Here is an 18515-nt window from a genome sequence, read left to right as displayed (position 1 = left end):
CGATATCGGTCAGGCAGGTTTAACTTGGGGCATGTTCGGGGGCGCCATGGCCGGCGCCGTCGTGGCCGCCGCGATCGTCATGGTCATCGTCCGGACGCGCGTGCCGCCGGGCCAGCCGGCTATGAATGCCCGCAAAAATAAGCGGCACGAAAAAGAGTGTGGACACGGTCGCGAACAGCAGGCCACCGATCACCGCGCGGCCGAGCGGCGCATTTTGCTCGGCGCCTTCGCCGAGACCCAGCGCCATCGGAATCATGCCGATGATCATTGCAAAAGCCGTCATCAGCACCGGCCGGATCCGGCTCGCGCCGGCTTCGAGCGCAGCGGTAAGCGGCGGCGCGCCCGCCTGCAGGCGCTGCCGTGCGAACGACACCATCAGGATACTGTTCGCGGTCGCCACACCCATGGTCATGATCGCGCCCGTCAGCGCCGGCACGCTCAGATGGGTGCCGGTGAGGAATAGCATCCATACGATCCCGGCGAGCGCCGCCGGCAACGCGCTGATGATGATCAGCGGGTCGATCCACGACTGGAAATTCACCACGATCAGCAAGTACACCAGCACGATAGCCATGGCAACGCCCACGCCCAGTCCCAGGAACGAAGAGCGCATGGTCGCGACCTGTCCGCGCACGGTGATCTGACTGCCGCGCGGCAGTTTCGCGCGCGCCTGGTCCACGAGCTTGTCTACCTGCTTGGCGACGCCGCCCAGGTCACGTCCCTCGACGCTCACGAATACGTCGATGACCGGCTTGATGTTATAGCGCGACACCACGGCGAACTGGCTTTGCGGAGACATCCGCACGAGGTTGCCGAGCAATTGCGTTGGACCCGTAGCGCTGCCGGAAACCGGCGTGCGCAGCAATTCGTCGACGGACGAAACCTGGTACTGCGGCGTCTGCACCGCGACCTGATACTCCACGCCGTTCTGATTGTTGAACCAGAAACCCGGCGACGTCTGCGAGCTGCCCGAAAGCGATACCAGCACGTTCTGCGCGACGTTGCTCGCCGTCAGGTTGAGCTGTTGCAGCCGCGTGCGGTCCATCTGCAGGTTAAGCGCCGGCTGATCGAGCTTCTGCTGGATGTGGGTGTCGACCGTACCGGGGATCTGGCGGATCTGCTTCATCAAACCCGCGGCAATATCGAAATTGACGCGCTGGTTGGCGCCGGAAATCTGCACATCGACCGCTGCCGGCAAACCAAAGTTCAGGATCTGCGTGACGATGTCCGCTGGCTGGAAAAAGAAGTCCACGCCCGGGAATCGTTGCGGCAGCAGTGCGCGCAGCTTGTCTACATAACCCGCGGTTGGATCGTGGTCGGGCTTGAGCGCCACCTGGATTTCGCCGTCGAGCGTGCCGATCGTTCCAGCGTTGCTGTATGAGAGATTGATACCGCTATAAGGCAGGCCGAGATTGTCGAGGATGGTTCCGAGCTGATCGGCGGGCACGACCTCGCGCACCACGCGTTCAACGTCGTCCGCGAGCCGCGCCGTTTCTTCGATCCGCGTACCTGTGGGAGCGCGCATGTGAAGCCGGATATTGCCGGAATCGACGCTCGGAAAGAAGTCTTCGCCGAGCACGAAAACAAGTCCGACCGACAGCACGCAGAAGCCGAGAAAACCCGCCGCAAACACACGGCGGCGTACCAGCAGCGTGCTCAGGATCACGATGTAAGTGGCGCGCATCCGTTCGAAGCCGGCATCGAAACGATGATACAAGCGCATGAACAGATTCGGCTTCGCGCCATTCTTGGGCTTGTGCGCATGGCCCATCAGCAGCATGGCGAGGGTCGGCACGAGCGTACGCGAGAGCACGTAGGACGCGAGCATGGCGAACACCACGGCTTCCGCGAGCGGCACGAACAGGAACTTCGCAACGCCGGTGAGGAAGAACATCGGCACGAACACAATGCAGATACACAAGGTCGATACCAGCGCAGGGATCGCGATTTCCCCGGCGCCTTCGAGAATCGCCTCGTGCAGGTCCGTGCCCATGTGCAAATGCCGCTCGATATTCTCGATGGTCACCGTCGCGTCATCCACCAGGATACCCACCGCGAGCGCGAGGCCGCCAAGCGTCATGATGTTGATGGTCTGGCCGAGCGCATGCAGCGCCAGTAGCGACGACAGAATGGACAGCGGAATCGAGATCGCGATGATGCAGGTGCTGCGCCAGTTGCCGAGAAAAAGCAGGATCATCGCGGCGGTAAGCGCGGCTGCGATCACCGCCTCCTTGATCACGCCCTGCACAGCGGCCTTCACGAACACGGACTGATCGAAGAGCGCCGTGATGGTGAGGTCTTCCGGCAACGAGGCCTTGGCGTTCGGCAAGATGGCGCGCAATGAATTGACGATGGACAGCGTTGACGCGCTGCCGTTCTTCATGACCGATATCAGCACGCCGCGCTGCCCGTTCTGGCGCACGATATTCGTCTGCGGAGAAAAACCATCGCGCACGTGGGCGACTTCACGCAGGTAAGTCGTCGCGCCGTTCACCGTGCGCACGGGAATATCGTTCAACGCGGCGATGGTCGCAGGCGACCCGTTCATGTTGATCGTGTATTCCTTCGGGCCGATCTTGGCCGTACCCGTTGGCAGGATCAGGTTCTGCGCGTTGAAGGCGCTGACCACGTCGGACGGCGTCAGCCCTTTTGCCAGCAACGCGCGCGTATTCAGGTCGACGGAAATCAGGCGGCTCTTGCCCCCATACGGATACGGCACCGACGCGCCCGGAATGGTCACGAGTTGCGGGCGCAAGAAGTTCAGCGCCGAATCGTTCAGGTCCTGTTCGGAGAGCGTCGTGCTCGACAATCCAAGCTGGATCACCGGAATGCTCGACGCCGAGTAGCTCAGCACGAGCGGCGGCGTGGCGCCCGGCGGCATCTGCTTCAATTGCGCCTGTTCCACCGCCACCGTCTGCGCAATAGCGGTCTGGATGTTCGCGTTGGGCTGCAGGAAAACCTTCAGGATGGCGATGCCCGGCAGCGACTGCGACTCCACATGCTCAATGTCGTTGACCGTCGTGGTGAGGCTGCGCTCGTTGACCTGGGCTATCCGGTTCGCCATGTCCTCGGCGGAAAGGCCCGTATATGTCCAGATGATGCTGACGACCGGAATATTGATTTCCGGCAGGACGTCGACAGGCGTTGTCAGGAGCGCAAACGGCGTTGCCAACAGGATCATGATGGCCATCACGATGAACGTGTATGGCCGCTTCAGCGCAACGTTGACGATCCACATTAAGACGTGCTCAAAAAAGCGGGAAAGAAAAATCACCGGCCGGTGCCGGAGACCAGCGCACGTGGCGAGCCTGGCGGCGAGCGTAACCGCCGGAAGTAACAAACCACCGACGCCCGCATCTTAGCGGCAACGTACCAACACCTACATGGCGCCAAAATGGCAGAATTGTCAGAAATTTCTGATGCAGCGTGATGTAGCTTTAGGAAAACAATAAATTCAGCGTACGCCTCGGACCTTGACCAAATCGACATTAAAAACGAGTTCCTGATAGGGATTTACCCGCGTATGCCCCCACACGGCGTCACCAGCTAACGGAGTTTTTCATTCACCCACGTCATGAAGGCGGCCACCAGAGGCGACTCCACCAGTTCGTTTCTACACACCCAGTAGTACGCGTATTTCGACGGCACGGAGATACGAAACGGGCGGATCAGGGTGCCGTCGGCGAGATCGTCGCGAACTGAAACGCCGTCGCCGAGCGCCACGCCCTGCCCGCGCACCGCCGCCTCGATTCCCACGTGCGCAATGCCGATCTCCAGAATGCGCAGTCCCGCCAGCTTGTCCGCGGAGGCCTCGGCGAGCCAGCGCATCCATGAACTGGCGTGCTCGCAGAACAAGGTCCGGTTCGCCAGATCCTGCACCGTGCGCAACGCGCGCGGACCATTCATCAAGGCAGGACTCACGACCGGGAACAAGACCGGATGTGTGATCAGCTTTACGTCACGATCCCGCCAGCGGCCTTCGCCGTAACGCATGCAAAGGTCGACATCGGAGGAATAGATTTCCTTGTCGTCATTCGATGGAATCACCTTGAGGTTGACCGCTGGAAACTGCTCCAGGAAGTCGCCGATATGCCGTGCAAGCCAACGCGAGGTGAACAGCAGCGGCGCCGATACCACCAGATCGCCCGCAATTGCCGGGGAATCGAGCCTGACCACGGCGGTTGCGATCATGTCGAACGCGGCCTTGACCGGCTGGAGCAACGCTTCTCCCGCGGGCGTCAACTTCACGCGCGCCTTCGACCGGATGAACAATGCCACGCCCAGCGTGCTTTCCAGCACCCGCACCTGATGACTGACGGCGCTCGCGGTGACATTGAGTTCGTCGGCGGCGGACGCGACCGTGCCATGGCGGGCCGTCGCTTCGAAGGCGCGTAACGGGTTGAGCGGCGGCAATCTATGGCGCATGGGAAGTCCGGAGATGCTGAGAAAAATTTGATTGAAAGCGAATTAAATTCTCTGTACAAGCAGAAAATTTGTATGTTTAAGCTGGACGTAATCCTTGGACGCATCCATTCAGACTCGACCACATTCAGGCAAAACGCATGAACACGACCGCAGCAACCGAACGCCTCTGGGGCGGCCGCTTCAAATCAGGACCGTCGCTGGCGCTGGAAAATCTTTCGCGCTCGGACCCGAGCTTCTTTCGCCTCGCGCCCTACGATCTGGCCGGCTCGCGCGCCCACGCGAACGAACTGGAACGCGCGGGAATCCTGAACGCCGCCGAGCTTGAGCAGTTGCTCAACACGATGGATCAGATCGAGAAGGAGTTTCTGGCGGGAGAACTCTCGCCCATCCTCGCCGATGAAGACGTCCACACGTTCCTTGAACGCGAGTTGACTCAGCGCCTGAAGGCGGTCGGCGGAAAACTGCGCGCGGGACGATCGCGCAACGACCAGGCCGCGAACGACCTGCGTCTGTATCTTCGGGACAAGGCGCGGAAACTCGCGGTGTCGGTGAACGAATTGCAGGATGCGCTGATTGCCCAGGCCGAAGCGCACGTGGAAACCGTCACGGCAGGCTTCACGCATTTGCAGCCGGCCCAGCCGATTGTGTTCGCGCATCAATTGCTTGCACACGCGCAATCGATCTATCGCGACGTGGACCGTCTGGTCGACTGGGACCGGCGCACGGCGCGCTCGCCACTGGGCGCGGCGGCGTTGGCGGGCTCCGCAATCTGCTTGCGCGCCGATCTGTCGGCCGCCGAACTCGGCTATGACGGCCCGTGCGAAAACTCCATCGACGCCGTTGCATCGCGCGATCACGTCGCCGAATTCACGTTTATCCTGAGCATGTTGTCGGTGAATCTTTCACGGCTCTCGGAAGAGGTGATCCTGTGGACATCGCGCCAGTTCCGCTGGGTCGAACTCGACGACGGTTATGCCACCGGCAGTTCGATCATGCCGCAGAAAAAGAACTCGGATATCGCGGAATTGACGCGCGGCAAGGCGGGCCGTTTGATAGGAAACCTGAGCGGTTTGCTCGCGACATTCAAGTCGTTGCCGCTCGCGTACAACCGCGATCTGGCGGAAGACAAGATCGCGGCGTTCGACAGTATCGATACACTTGAACTCGTGCTGCCCGCCATGGCCGGTATGATCCGCACCATGCGCGTGAACGTGGACGAAATGCGGCGGCAGGCGCCGCTCGGGTTTACGCTTGCAACGGAAGTGGCCGACTGGCTCGCGCTGCGCGGCGTGCCATTCAGCGAGGCGCACGAGATCACCGGCGCACTGGTGCGCGCGTGCGAACAGCAAGGCATTGAACTGGGCGACGTATCGGTCGCGACGCTCGCTCAAGTCGATGCACGGCTGGAAGCCAGCGTGCTCGATCACGTGACGCTCGACGCCGCGGTTGCAGCGCGCAGCGGTCATGGCGGCACGGCGCCCATTCGCGTAAAGGAGCAGATTGCGCGGCTGCGCGGTGCTATCGACAAACAGGCGGCCTGGGCGGCCGACTACAAGGGACCTTCATGCTGAGTGCCTCAAACGACCGTTCATCGAGTAGCCGCACCGCGCAGGACAGCGCTGGCGCCTTCGCCGATATCTCGCATTTCGAGCACGTTCCGCGACGTTATTACGGGCGCTACCTGGCGTCCGCCGTGATCCTCGCGATAGTCGGGTATATCGTCGTGGCGTTTGCGCGCGGGCAAATCGAATGGGCGGTCGTGGCGCGCTTCCTCACGGCCAAGTCGATCCTGACCGGCCTCGTCAATACCATCGTCATGACCGTCCTTGCGATGGCGCTTGGCATTGTGCTCGGCGTGATCGTGGCGATCATGCGGCTCTCGACCAACCCGGTCCTGCGCGGTGTCGCGCATGCCTACGTGTGGCTGTTTCGCGGCACGCCGGTGATCCTGCAATTGCTGTTGTGGTTCAACCTGGCGCTGGTGTTTCCAGTCGTGGGCATTCCCGGATTGATCGAATTTCGCACCGTCGACATCATGACGCCGTTCCTCGCCGCATTGCTCGGGCTTGGTATCAACCAGGGGGCGTACACGTCGGAAGTCGTGCGCGCGGGTCTGCTTTCCGTCGATACCGGCCAGTACGAGGCCGCGAAGTCCATTGGCATGCCGAGATTGCAGGCGCTGCGCCGCATCATCCTGCCGCAGGCCATGCGCGTGATCGTGCCACCCATTGGAAACGAATTGATTGGCATGGCTAAACTAACGTCGCTCGCAAGCGTGATCCAGTACGCCGAAATGCTGCACAACGCGGAGAACATCTACTACGCAAACGCACGGGTGATCGAGTTGCTGATGGTCGCGGGCGTCTGGTATCTCGTGATCGTCACCGTGCTTTCCATGCTGCAATCGCGCGTGGAAATCCGTTTTGCGCGCGGCGCCGGCCGTGCTTCCGCCAAGCAATGACGCAACCGAACACGAGAACCCACACAGTCATGAACCCTTTGGTCAAAGCCGTCGATCTGCGCAAGTCCTATGGCGAATTCCAGGCGCTGCACGGCGTTCATCTCGATGTCGAGCAGGGTGAAGTGCTTTGCATCATCGGGCCGTCGGGTTCGGGCAAGAGCACGTTCCTGCGCTGCATCAACCAGCTTGAAACCATCAGCGGCGGCGCGTTGTGGGTGAACGGCGAACTGGTCGGATACCGGCGCGTGGAGAACAAGCTCTATCCGCTGTCGGAAAAGCAGATGGCGCGGCAGCGGCTTGCGACCGGCATGGTGTTCCAGCGCTTCAACCTGTTTCCGCACATGACCGCGCTGGAGAACGTGATAGAAGGGCCTGTGCAGGTGCTGAAGAAGAAAAAAACCGAGGCAATTGAAGAAGCGCGCGCGCTGCTGACGCGCGTTGGTCTCGGCCACAAGTGCGACGCGTTTCCGGTCGAGTTGTCGGGCGGCCAGCAGCAGCGCGTGGCCATTGCGCGGGCGTTGGCGATGCATCCACAACTCATGCTCTTCGACGAACCCACTTCCGCGCTCGATCCCGAACTCGTGGGAGAAGTGCTGAGCGTGATGCGGGACCTCGCCAAGAGCGGCATGACGATGATCGTCGTCACGCACGAACTCGGCTTCGCGCGGGAAGTGGCGAACCGCGTGGTCTTCATGGATCAGGGCAGGATCGTGGAAACGGGCACGCCGGAACAGGTGCTGTCCCAACCGCAACAGCAGCGCACGCAGGACTTTATTTCGGCCGTGCTTTCCTGACAGGAAGAGCACCCGAGCAACGCAGTTCAACCTCAAACTCAATCCCTAGCTCAGGCGACTACTCATGATCGACTCCTTGTTCAGGCGCACCGTTGGCTGTTTCATGTTCGGGGCCATGACGCTGGCCGTGATTTTGACTGCGCCGTTTGCACACGCGCAGACGCCCGTAGGCGGCAAAGGCACGCTCACCGCCGCCATCGTCCCGAACTATCCGCCGTTCGAATACAAGGACCCCGCCACCGATGAACTGACCGGCTTCGACGTCGACCTCGGCCAGGCGCTCGCCGCCAAAATGGGCGTTAAGCTGAAGTGGGAAGAAACCAGTTTCGACCAGATGATGAGCGCGCTCACCACGCATCGCGTGGACGCAATCCTGTCGGGCATGACCGACTTGCCGGCGCGGCGCGAGTCGGTGAACTTTCTCGATTACATCAAGACCGGGCCGCAGTTCTATACGTTGAAGGCGCGTGGCGGCGAGTACGCGCAAATGGACGCGGTATGCGGCAAACGCGTGGGATCGAGCCGGCGCACGTCGTTTCCCGACGACACGAAACATTGGAGCGACGAGCATTGCGTGAAAGCCGGCAAGCCGGCGATCGTGGTAGTAGGCACGGACGGTTCAGCCGATGCCCGCCTGCAACTGCGTCAAGGACGCCTCGACGCCGCGGTGCAAGGCGGCGAGACCTTGCCATATCAGAACACGCTGGAAAAAGATGCATACGCGCCCATCGGGCAGCCGTTCCTCCTGCAATACACGGCCATCGGCATGGCGAAGGACAACGCCGCGTTGAGCGACGCCATGACGCAAGCATTCGGCAAACTGCTCGCCGATGGCACCTACAAGAAGATCCTGACGAAATGGGGCTTGCAGGACCATGCGGTAACGAAGGTGGTGGTCAATTCGCAGGAGTGAGCGCTCGCACCCGGACAAAGTGGCTTGGTGAATTTTTCGAAATTGGCTCTTTTTCCGCTTTCCATAATTGGCGCATCATGGGTGATCGGCTTCTGGATTGCATCTGGATGCCGATTCAAGCCGCTACGGAAACAGGAGCCCGAATGTATTTACCCGCCCACTTTGCCGAAGATCGCGTTGAAGCGCTTCATCGGTTGATGAATGAGTACCCGCTTGCCGCGCTCGTGACCCATGGGCCGAATGGCCTCGACGCCAATCATGTGCCCTTTGAACTGGATACGTCGGCGGGCGGTCACGGCGTGCTGCGGGCGCATGTCGCGCGGGCGAATCCGGTATGGAACGAGGTGACGGACGGCGCCGAGGTGCTGGTGATTTTTCGCGGACCCGAGCACTATATTTCGCCGAACTGGTATCCGAGCAAACACGAAGCGCATCGGCAGGTGCCCACCTGGAATTATCAGGTAGTGCATGCCCACGGAACGATCACGATCCGCGACGACGAGAAGTTCCTTCGCGGACTCGTCGGGCGGCTCACGAAAGTGCATGAAGCCGGCGAGGAAAAGCCCTGGAAAATGGGCGATTCGGCGCGCGATTATATCGATGCGATGCTGCAGGCGATCGTGGGTATCGAAATCGGGATTACGCGGCTTGTCGGCAAATCGAAGCTGGGCCAGAACAAGGAGCGGCGCGATCTTCAGGGCGCCATAGACGGATTGCGGAGCAACGGCGAACAGCCGCTCGCCGATGCAATGTCCGAAGCGCTTGCCGCCAAACCGGAGTGATCAGACGTCGAACCTGACGCCTTGCGCCAGCGGCAATTCGCGGCTGTAGTTGATCGTGTTGGTCGCGCGGCGCATGTAGCTTTTCCACGCATCGGAACCCGATTCGCGGCCGCCGCCCGTTTCCTTTTCACCGCCGAACGCGCCGCCAATTTCCGCGCCGCTCGTGCCAATGTTCACGTTCACGATGCCGCAATCGCTGCCCGCCGCCGACATGAATTGTTCGGCTTCCCGAATGTCGTTGGTGAAGATCGCCGACGACAAACCCTGCGGCACGCCGTTCTGCAACTGCAGCGCGTCGGCGAAATCGTCGTAGGTCATCACGTACAGGATCGGCGCAAACGTCTCGCGTTCGACCACCGCCGTCTGCTCCGGCATGCGCACGAACGCCGGACGCACGTAATACGCATCGGCGTGGCCGCCCACTTCCACGCGCTCGCCGCCCTTCACGTCGCCGCCTTGCTCACGTGCATCGCGCAGCGCTTTTTGCATTGCATCGAATGCGGCACGGTCGATCAGCGGACCCACGAGCGTATCGCTTTCCAGCGGACTGCCCACCCTCACCGACGCAAACGCTTTCTCCAGACGCGGCAACAACGTGTCGACCACGCTGCTGTGAACCACCAGACGACGCAGCGTCGTGCAACGCTGGCCTGCCGTGCCGACCGCCGAGAACGTCACGCCGCGCACGACGAGATCCAGGTCGGCGCTGGGCGCCACGATCACCGCGTTATTGCCGCCAAGTTCCAGGATGCTGCGGCCCAGGCGCTTCGCCAGCACTTGCGCCACTTCCATGCCCATGCGCACGCTGCCGGTCGCGCTGACGAGCGGCACCTTCGCAGACTCGGTCAGCGCCTGGCCGATATCGCGCTCGCCGAGCAACAACTGGCTCAGGCCTTCAGGTGCAACGCCAGGGTGGGTTTTATCGAATTCGCGGAGGGCTTTTTCGAAAAGCGCATGACATGCGATCGCCGTCAGCGGCGTTTTCTCCGATGGTTTCCAGACCACCGAATCGCCGCAGACAAACGCCAGCGCCGCGTTCCACGACCACACGGCAACCGGGAAGTTGAACGCCGAGATCACGCCGACCACGCCAAGCGGATGCCATGTTTCCATCATCCGGTGGCCCGGGCGCTCGGACGCGATGGTCAGGCCGTAAAGCTGCCGCGACAGGCCCACGGCGAAGTCGCAGATATCGATCATTTCCTGCACTTCGCCCAGGCCCTCTGACGTGATCTTGCCGGCTTCCAGCGTGACGAGACTGCCCAACGCCGCCTTGTGCTCACGCAGCACGTTGCCGAACACGCGCACGAGTTCGCCGCGCTGGGGCGCGGGTACGGTGCGCCACTTGAGGAACGCCGCGTGGGCCGCGTCGATCTTGCGGGCGGCACTGCCGGGGTTGTCGACAGCGAGCTTGGCGAGCGTTGCACCGTCTAGCGGCGAGCGCGCCACGAGGGCGTCGCCCTTCCATCGGCCTAGGTCCACGCCGAGCGCGCCGAAAATATCGTTCAGTTCCATCACTTCCTCTCCAAGTCGGGTTGCTGCGGCGGGCGTTGCGCGCGGCGTGTCGCCACCGCGTCAATGCCCTTTTGAAACCTGCGCCAGCATGTCGATACATACACAATGGCACAGAGTTTCAAGGCCAGAAAAATCTGCTAAATACGGTTAAACCGGTTTGATCCAGTGCTTAAGCCTCACCCAATTAGAACGCGTTTCCGTTCATATGGCGAGACGCAAATGGTCAGCGGCTTACCAGCGCGAGCTTGAGGCGGCGCACGCCCTCGAACACTTCAGCCGCACCCGTTGCGGCGGCAAACGACAGGCGCATGCTGGATTCATCGGCGCCATGCACGTAAAAGGCCGGACCCGGCACGTAGATCACGTTCTGCTCGATTGCGCGCTTGAGAAGCTCGGCGGCGTTGCGTCCGCCCTTCAGCCGCGCCCACACGAACATGCCGCCTTGCGGCACGACGTGCTCGATGTCATCGGGAACAAACTGGCGCAACGCGCTCGACAGCGCCTCGTAGCGCTTTTTATAAGCCTGCACGATAACCGGCACATGCTCCGCCAGCCTTCCGCTTTCCAGATAAAACCGCGCTGTTTCCTGTGCGAGCGGCGACGTGCAGAGATCGCTCGTCTGCTTGGCGACCAGCATGCGGCGCGTGATGGCAGGCGGCGCAATCGACCAGCCAATGCGCAAGCCGGGCGCAACGATCTTCGAAAGACTGCCGAAATACACGACCCAGTCGCTCGCGCCGGGAATGGTATCGGCGAGTGCGATGACCGGCTTGACCGGCTCGCCGGAAAACCGCAGTTCGCCGTAGGGATCGTCTTCGACCAGCACGAAGCGAAACCGCATCGCAAGCCGGGCGAGCGCCTCGCGGCGCGCAGTGGTCAACGTCGCGCCAGTCGGGTTCGCGAAGGTCGGAACGGTGTAGAGCAGCTTCGGGCGCGCGGCGGGATCGAGCGCTTCGAGTTGTTCGCTAAGCGCATCGACGTCGATACCGTGCGCGTCCGTGCGCACCGCGATCAATTGCGCGCCGGCGAGACGCAGTGCCTGGATCGCTGCCGGATACGCCGGCTCTTCGATCAGCACCGCGTCGCCCGGTGCAACGAGTATCTTGATCAACAAATCGAGCCCTTGCTGCGAGCCTGTGGTCACAATCAGATCGTCGATGTCGCGATTCACGCCGCGTTCGTTCATCAAACGCACGATCGCGCGGCGCAAGGCGGGTGCGCCGGCGGTGTCGCCATATTGCAGACATGCAACCGGGTCCGAGCGATACGCCGCGTCCATCGCGTGCCCGATTCCCGCGCGGTCGAACAGATCCTTCGACGGATATCCGCCCGCGAACGAAATCATTCCCGGCCGGCTCAGATACTTGAACAGCTCGCGGATCGCCGAACCTCGCGGCGCCTTGAACGGCTCCGTGAAATCGTAAGGATCGGGTGTGGAGTTCGCGTCCGGATTCAGGCTCGCCGTCACGCCGCCGCCGTCATCTTGAAGATGCCGGTCGCGTTGCCGGCATCGAAACCGAGATCGAGCACGCTGCGGCCGGTCGCATCGTCCAGAACCGTATCGCGGCTGATGAATTCATAGAAGGAACCGGGCACGTCGCGCTCGATCCGGGCGCCGGTTGCATCGATAAAAGAACGGCGCACCGGATCCGCGCGGAACGCCGTCTGGCGCACGCGGCCCGACTTCGAGACTTCCACCGAATCCTTGATCGGACGGCCGAGCGCGCGCTGGGCATCGGCAACCGCGAAGACGTCGTCCACGCGGTCCGTTGCGTGATTGAACGCGTTGCCTTCGGTCGCGATCCACGCCATTTCCGCCGATTCCGCGCGCAGCATCTCATAGTCGGCAAGATGCGCAACCGCGTGCTGGCGCTCGAAACAATGCACGATGACCGGCAACAGCTCACACGCCATGGCGAGCGGCAGCGCGCCATCGCGCTCGAGTTCCGCCAGCGACGCCACCGCTTGCGGTGTCAGCGGGTCCACGCTTGCGCCGATCACGCGTGTCACCGCCTGCTGGAATTCCGGGCTGAAACGCTCCGGGTGCAGTTCGCTGACGAAATACTGGGCGATGTCATCAGGAGCATCGAGGTGCTTGTACGAACGCCCCGTCATCTTGATCCGATCGAGCGGATACGTGCCGTTCAGGACGAAGCCGAGCGGCCGCAGAATTCGCGTGAACGCGGCTTCTCCGGGCGGCAACGCGCCAGATTCGCTCCACCGCACCGTGCGCAGCGCGCCGTGGTCGAACTGCACGCGCGTTTGGGTGTGCTGCAAGTCGGCCGTGTAGGCACGGCCACTCGGCACACGCTCGAGCAAGCCGGCGAACAGCGCCATGTTCATTGCCTGCGCCAGTTCAGCCCGCGTAACCGCTCCCGGTGTGAAAATGTTGATTGCAGCGGGCAAGTTCATCAATTGCACTAACCCGGCAATTTCCGCTTCGGGAACAACAGTGGCGAGCAATGCGGCGAGGTTCGGATTCATTTTCTGGAGTTCCTGCTGGTCGGGCAATGCACATGCCTCAAAGCTTGATCGGGCGCGGTGCGCGATCAATAGCGGTCGATTCTGAGCCGCGTCAAAAAGCCATGCAATTGATATAAACTCATGACTTGGTTCCAAAAACGCACTAACTGGGCTTTTTATCGCCTTAGTGAGGCAACTAAAAAAACATGAGAAAGGGCATCCCCAACCTGGTCGCGTTGCAGATTTTCGAGGCAGCCGCGCGCCACGAGAGCTTCACGCGCGCCGCCAACGAACTTTCACTTACGCAGAGCGCGGTGTGCAGGCAAGTGGCGTCGCTGGAGAGCCGGTTGGGCGTCGCCTTGTTCCTGCGGATCAAGAAGCGCATTGTGCTGACCACGCACGGGCGGCAGTACGCGGCGCTCGTGCGCAAGAATCTCGACCGGATCGAACGTGACACACTCGAACTGATGGCGCAGCGCGGTGTCGGGCGGATTCTTGAAATTGCGGTGGTTCCGACGCTCGCGAGCCAATGGCTGATTCCGCGTCTGCCGCAATTTCGCGCGCGGCGCCCGGATATCACGGTGAACCTGTCGATCCGTACCGAACCGTTTCTCTTCAGCGATTCCCCGTTCGACGCCGCGCTGTACTTTGGCGACTCCGTATGGCCCGGCACGCAAGGCAAGCTGCTGTTTCGCGAAGGCAAGGTCGTGCCTGTGTGCAATCCGTCATTGCTGCCGGCCGCCGCACCGGTATCGCTTGATCAACTGACTGAATTGCCGCTGCTGCATTTATCGACGAGACCGGACGCGTGGCGCACATGGTTTCGCCTGAACGGGCTTGAACACGATGTGCGCGCGGTGCGTGGCGCACGTTACGAACTGTTCACCATGCTCACGAGCGCGGCGCAAGCTGGCTTGGGCGTGGCGTTGTTGCCGGAAATCCTGCTCGCGGACGAATTGTCGTCGGGAAGGCTGGTCGTGCCGCTCGATAAACCGATGACTGGCGAATCCGGCTATTACCTCGTTGCGCCCGATGAAATTGCGCATGACGAGCCATTCGTGGCGCTGTCGGAGTGGCTGAGTTCGGTTGTTCCGCGAGGGCAGGAAGTCGCGGCGTGAGAACATGAAAACAATTAAGGCTTCAAAATAAGCGCAAGGGCACGCACCGCATCCCGCTTACCGGAGACTCATCTTGGCGCAAACAAAAATCCCCGCTGTCTACATGCGTGGCGGCACGAGCAAAGGCGTATTTTTTCGTCACGACTGGCTGCCTGAAGACGCGGCCTTGCGCGAGCGCGTCCTCATGCGCGTGATCGGCAGTCCCGATCCCTACGCCCAGCATATCGACGGCATGGGCGGCGCCACCTCCAGCACAAGCAAGGTCGTGATCATCGGGCCGTCGTCGCGCGGCGATTGCGACGTGGACTATCGCTTCGGGCAGGTCGCCATCGATCAACCCGTGATCGACTGGTCCGGCAATTGCGGCAACCTGACCTCGGCGGTCGGTCCTTTTGCCATCGCGCAGGGTCTCGTCGACGCCCCGCGCGACGGACTCGCCATCGTCCGGATCTGGCAAGCCAACATCAACGCGAGGATCATCGCCCACGTCCCCATGCGGGACGGCGAAGTAATGGAAGAAGGCGATTTCGAACTCGATGGCGTCGCTTTTCCAGCGGCGGAAATCCGGATCGAATTTCTGGACCCGGCGGGCGACAGCGAGCATTCGAATGGCGGCATGTTCCCGACCGGAAACGCACTGGACGTGCTGGAAGTGCCGGGCGTCGGGCCGGTCGAGATGACGATGATCAACGCCGGCAACCCGGCCATTTTCATCGATGCAGCGAGCCTGCAGCTCAACGGAGCCGAGTTGCAGCGGGACGTGAACGGCAACAGCGCGTTGCTTCAAAAGGCCGAAGCGATTCGCGCGCATGCGGCGGTCCGGATGGGTCTCGCGAAAACGCCTGACGAAGCCACGCAGTCGAGGCCGCATACGCCCAAGCTCGCGTTCGTTGCCAAGCCGAGCGATTACGTGGCGTCGAGCGGCAAGCAGGTCAAAGCCGCAACGCTCGATATCAACGCGCGCATTTTTTCGATGGGCAAGCTTCACCACGCAATGACCGGAACGGGCGCAGTCGCCATAGCGGTCGCGGCTGCGATCCCCGGTACGCTGGTCAACCGGCTCGTGCCAGATTCAAAAGGTGCGATTCGCTTTGGGCATCCGTCGGGCAGCCTTGCGGTCGGCGCTGAAACCGTGCAGATAAACAATGACTGGGTCGTGACAAAAGCCATCATGAGCCGAAGCGCGCGCCGATTGATGGAAGGCTTTGTGTTCGTACCGGCAACGGTGTTTGCTTCGTAAGCATCCAGTCATACGATCGCAATTAGGTTGACTAAGTATTACCTGATAAGTGTTACCTAATTACCTGCATCGGCTCTGCAAATGGAAAGATTTCCTGTATTCCCTTGCGCCGATAGCCTCAAATAAAAGCGCGCCATTTATTTTTGATTTTTATCCGCGGCGCTTTCCAATATTTTCCCCGTACGATCAGCCATAGCGTGATCGCGGTTTCTGCATCACTCGCCTTGATCACAACGCCTTCGCCAGACGCCGCCCAAGGCACCCGGGCGCACTACGCGCCTTTAGCCCCCGCCACCCGACACGTCCCGGAGAACATCGCTCATGGTCATTAAACGCATCCGCAATCTGTTTGCAGCCAGTGCGCTGTTTGCTGCGATTGCAAGTCCCATTCAGGCGCAATACACCACGGACTGGCTGGCAAACACGTATGGAACGAGTTCCACTTACGTGGGCAACGGCGCCCGCTCGATGTGGATAGCGCCCGAAGGCGTCATCTACACGGCGTCGCTCTGGGATGAAAACGAAGGCGGAATCGCGATCTACCAGAACCGCAAGAGCGCGGGTTCCATCGGCATTCACAACGAGTTCCAGGGCAGCGCCATTACGGGCAATGCAACCTCGATCTTCGCCGCCATGCAATACGACAGGAACAAGGGCAGCGGACTCGTGGGCCGATACAACCGCGCCACCAAGACCCGCGATTTTGTAATCGCCGTCAGCGCGACCACGACCGAAACGCGCGCCGATGTCATCACCGGACTCGCCACCGCCGGTTCCCTGCTCTACGCGAGCGACTTTCCGGGAAATCGTGTGCGCGTCTTCACGACCGACGGCGTCTGGCAACGCGACATCAACGTGACAGGCCCCGGCGCGCTCGCCCTCGATAACGCCGGCAACCTCTGGGTCGCGCAGAAAGATGCGGGCGCCATCGTGGAATTCAGTCCGGACGGCGCTGCGTTGAACACAATCCAGATGCCCGCTACATCGCGTCCGTCCGCATTGTTTTTCGATGCCACCAACGGGCAGCTCATGGTCGGCGATCAAGGGCCCGACATGAACATCAAGCTCTACCAGACCGCGGGCGCACCCGCCCAGGTCGGCACGTTCGGCATTCAGGGCGGTTATCTCGACACCACGTCGGGCATCAAGGGGCAGGTCGGCGACCGGCGTTTCACGCGCGTGGTGGGTATCGGCAAGGACGCGGCCGGCAATCTCTACGTGCTCAGCAATCCCTGGGGCGGTACCTGGGACCTCGCACGCAACGGCAACACAGACATCTACGTCTACGACACTTCAAGCATCCTTCGATGGAGACTTCAGTCGCTCAACTTCGAAGGCAACGGCGAGCCAGACCCGGGCACGGACGGCGCGTACTTCTATGGCGGCTTCAACGTCTATACCGGCACTGCCGGGGGCACGTTCGTTGCGAACACGGTGAATCCGTTCGACTTTCCGTCCGATCCGCGAATCGACATCAACGATACCCAACGCGGCCAGCACTTCGCGCAAGTCGCCACGGTCGGCGCGAACCGCGTGATGGTCGCGGCCGGCCAGAACCCGGGCGTGTTCAATTTCTATCACTTCAATACGGCCAACGGTTACATCGCGATTCCGGACGGATCACTGCCGGGCGCGCTGTTCAACACGAGCACGCTGATCACGGGCGGATTCTCCCTCGACAGCAACGCGAACATCTGGGCGGGTCCGGACAGGACAAACCGCATTTACTACTATCCGCTGACCGGATTCGACGCCAACGGCAAACCCTCGTGGGGTCCCGGCTTCGCGTACGCCACGCCGAGGTCCATCCTGCCTCTGACGCGGATCATCTATCTTGCTGGCAGCGACACCATGATCCTCGCGCAAGGCATTATCGGCAGCACGGACTGGACGTCCATAGGAACGCGCGTCGAGGTGTATCACGGCTGGCGCGCGGGCAATCAAACAGCGCCGAATCCGGTGATCAATCTCACGAGCGCCAATCCGAAATCGATCGCCGCCGCAGGCAATTATCTGTTCGTCGGATATGTGCACACGGCGCCGAACATCGACGCATTCAATCTCGCGACGGGCAGCCTCGACATCACGTTCACCAACAGCAATCCCGGGAATGTGGACGTGGGCAACGACGTGGATTCCATGTATGGCTTGCGCGCGTATCTGCGCTCGACCGGCGAGTACGTCGTCACCAAGGATAACTACAACGAGTCGAGCATCATTGTTTATCGATGGACGCCGGGGGCCGCGGCGAATGCGGCTCAACGGTAGCGGGCGGCTGCGGATTGTTCGCCGGATTGGTGTCGAACTTGACGACGCGCTCTATGCCAACCGTGCCCGCGAGCGCCGACAATTCCGATTGCAGCGTGTCTGCAATGTCCCTGGCATAGACATCCTCACCGTTGACGTACGCCGTGAACGAGCGCAGATATCTGGCTTTTTTCTCGGGATTCTCAATCGTGTCCCGCGTCCATTGGTACAGCGGATATTTATCGGCGCCCGATTTTTCCGCCTCGGCCACATAGCCGGCAAATGCATCGAACTGGCATACAAGGGTGGCGCCATGCCGCAGCAGCACCTCGTCCAGTTCCGGCGGCATGCGCTGCGGATCGTCGCGCACGGTTCCGGCCAGTTCGGGTGAGGCGGTGATCCTGATCTGGAAGAGCCACGTGTCGACCATGCTTGCCTCGCTACAGGTGTGAGAGTTGAACGATCATGGCGCAAAACCCGCGCCAATTGGTACGCCATTGCAGCCTGATTAGCGCAATCCAGTTTTCGATGTAAAATACTGTACATCCATACAGTTA

General features: G+C 61.3%; 14 protein-coding genes. 8 read left to right on the top strand and 6 right to left on the bottom strand.

Going from position 1 to position 18515, the window contains the following annotated elements:
- Window positions 1-19: 19 nt before the first annotated feature.
- Window positions 20-3238: an efflux RND transporter permease subunit gene (locus ACRWA7_RS07600; RefSeq protein ID WP_438392130.1), complete on the bottom strand. Its 3219-nt coding sequence runs from the start codon at window positions 3236-3238 to the stop codon at window positions 20-22.
- 308 nt (window positions 3239-3546) lie between these two features.
- On the bottom strand, window positions 3547-4425 hold the full coding sequence (locus tag ACRWA7_RS07595; RefSeq protein WP_438392129.1) for a LysR substrate-binding domain-containing protein: 879 nt from the start codon (window positions 4423-4425) through the stop codon (window positions 3547-3549).
- Window positions 4426-4562: 137 nt separating this feature from the next.
- On the opposite strand from ACRWA7_RS07595, the gene argH reads away from it, so the two are divergent.
- The 5 genes from argH to ACRWA7_RS07570 all read left to right on the top strand — a co-directional run bounded on the left by argH (window position 4563) and on the right by ACRWA7_RS07570 (window position 9375).
- Window positions 4563-5996: an argininosuccinate lyase gene (argH, locus tag ACRWA7_RS07590; RefSeq protein WP_438392128.1), complete on the top strand. Its 1434-nt coding sequence runs from the start codon at window positions 4563-4565 to the stop codon at window positions 5994-5996.
- Window positions 5990-6886 (top strand): amino acid ABC transporter permease, encoded by an 897-nt coding sequence (locus tag ACRWA7_RS07585; RefSeq protein ID WP_060818264.1) that lies wholly within the window; start codon window positions 5990-5992, stop codon window positions 6884-6886. The genes argH and ACRWA7_RS07585 overlap by 7 nt, the downstream gene beginning before the upstream one ends.
- Before the next feature lie 29 nt (window positions 6887-6915).
- Window positions 6916-7680, top strand: coding sequence for an amino acid ABC transporter ATP-binding protein (locus ACRWA7_RS07580; RefSeq protein ID WP_060818263.1), 765 nt, complete (start codon window positions 6916-6918; stop codon window positions 7678-7680).
- A 64-nt stretch (window positions 7681-7744) separates the two neighbouring features.
- The gene (locus ACRWA7_RS07575) at window positions 7745-8593 is read left to right on the top strand and encodes an ABC transporter substrate-binding protein (protein WP_438392127.1); all 849 of its coding nucleotides are present in this window, start codon (window positions 7745-7747) and stop codon (window positions 8591-8593) included.
- A 143-nt stretch (window positions 8594-8736) separates the two neighbouring features.
- Entirely contained in the window at window positions 8737-9375 is a 639-nt protein-coding gene (locus ACRWA7_RS07570) for an FMN-binding negative transcriptional regulator (protein ID WP_438392126.1), read from the top strand.
- Here the strand turns inward: ACRWA7_RS07570 and amaB are convergent, their stop codons facing one another.
- The 3 genes from amaB to ACRWA7_RS07555 all read right to left on the bottom strand — a co-directional run bounded on the left by amaB (window position 9376) and on the right by ACRWA7_RS07555 (window position 13302).
- A complete protein-coding gene (amaB, locus tag ACRWA7_RS07565) occupies window positions 9376-10890 on the bottom strand; it encodes an L-piperidine-6-carboxylate dehydrogenase (protein ID WP_438392125.1) in 1515 nt (504 codons plus the stop codon).
- A 223-nt stretch (window positions 10891-11113) separates the two neighbouring features.
- A complete protein-coding gene (locus tag ACRWA7_RS07560) occupies window positions 11114-12358 on the bottom strand; it encodes a PLP-dependent aminotransferase family protein (protein ID WP_438392124.1) in 1245 nt (414 codons plus the stop codon).
- The gene (locus tag ACRWA7_RS07555; RefSeq protein WP_438392838.1) at window positions 12355-13302 is read right to left on the bottom strand and encodes a DUF1338 domain-containing protein; all 948 of its coding nucleotides are present in this window, start codon (window positions 13300-13302) and stop codon (window positions 12355-12357) included. The genes ACRWA7_RS07560 and ACRWA7_RS07555 overlap by 4 nt, the downstream gene beginning before the upstream one ends.
- A 257-nt stretch (window positions 13303-13559) precedes the next feature.
- On the opposite strand from ACRWA7_RS07555, the gene ACRWA7_RS07550 reads away from it, so the two are divergent.
- The 3 genes from ACRWA7_RS07550 (at window position 13560) to ACRWA7_RS07540 (ending at window position 17979) form a co-directional block, all read left to right on the top strand.
- Complete coding sequence (locus ACRWA7_RS07550) at window positions 13560-14471, top strand: LysR family transcriptional regulator (protein ID WP_060818258.1); 912 nt, start codon at window positions 13560-13562, stop codon at window positions 14469-14471.
- A 103-nt stretch (window positions 14472-14574) separates the two neighbouring features.
- Window positions 14575-15711 carry a 2-methylaconitate cis-trans isomerase PrpF gene (gene prpF / locus ACRWA7_RS07545; protein ID WP_438392836.1) on the top strand — a complete coding sequence of 379 codons (1137 nt, stop codon included), beginning with the start codon at window positions 14575-14577 and terminating at the stop codon, window positions 15709-15711.
- A 321-nt stretch (window positions 15712-16032) separates the two neighbouring features.
- Entirely contained in the window at window positions 16033-17979 is a 1947-nt protein-coding gene (locus ACRWA7_RS07540) for an SMP-30/gluconolactonase/LRE family protein (RefSeq protein WP_438392123.1), read from the top strand.
- Here ACRWA7_RS07540 and ACRWA7_RS07535 read toward each other — a convergent pair.
- Window positions 17927-18388, bottom strand: a complete 462-nt coding sequence (locus tag ACRWA7_RS07535; RefSeq protein ID WP_438392122.1) for a hypothetical protein — start codon at window positions 18386-18388, stop codon at window positions 17927-17929. The genes ACRWA7_RS07540 and ACRWA7_RS07535 overlap by 53 nt on opposite strands.
- Window positions 18389-18515 lie beyond the last annotated feature (127 nt).

It is taken from the genome of Caballeronia sp. DA-9 (assembly GCF_051615025.1).
In the GTDB taxonomy this organism is placed as follows: domain Bacteria; phylum Pseudomonadota; class Gammaproteobacteria; order Burkholderiales; family Burkholderiaceae; genus Caballeronia; species Caballeronia sordidicola.
Note: the sequence above shows the minus strand (reverse complement) of the source record. Positions and strands in the feature narration are given on the sequence as shown.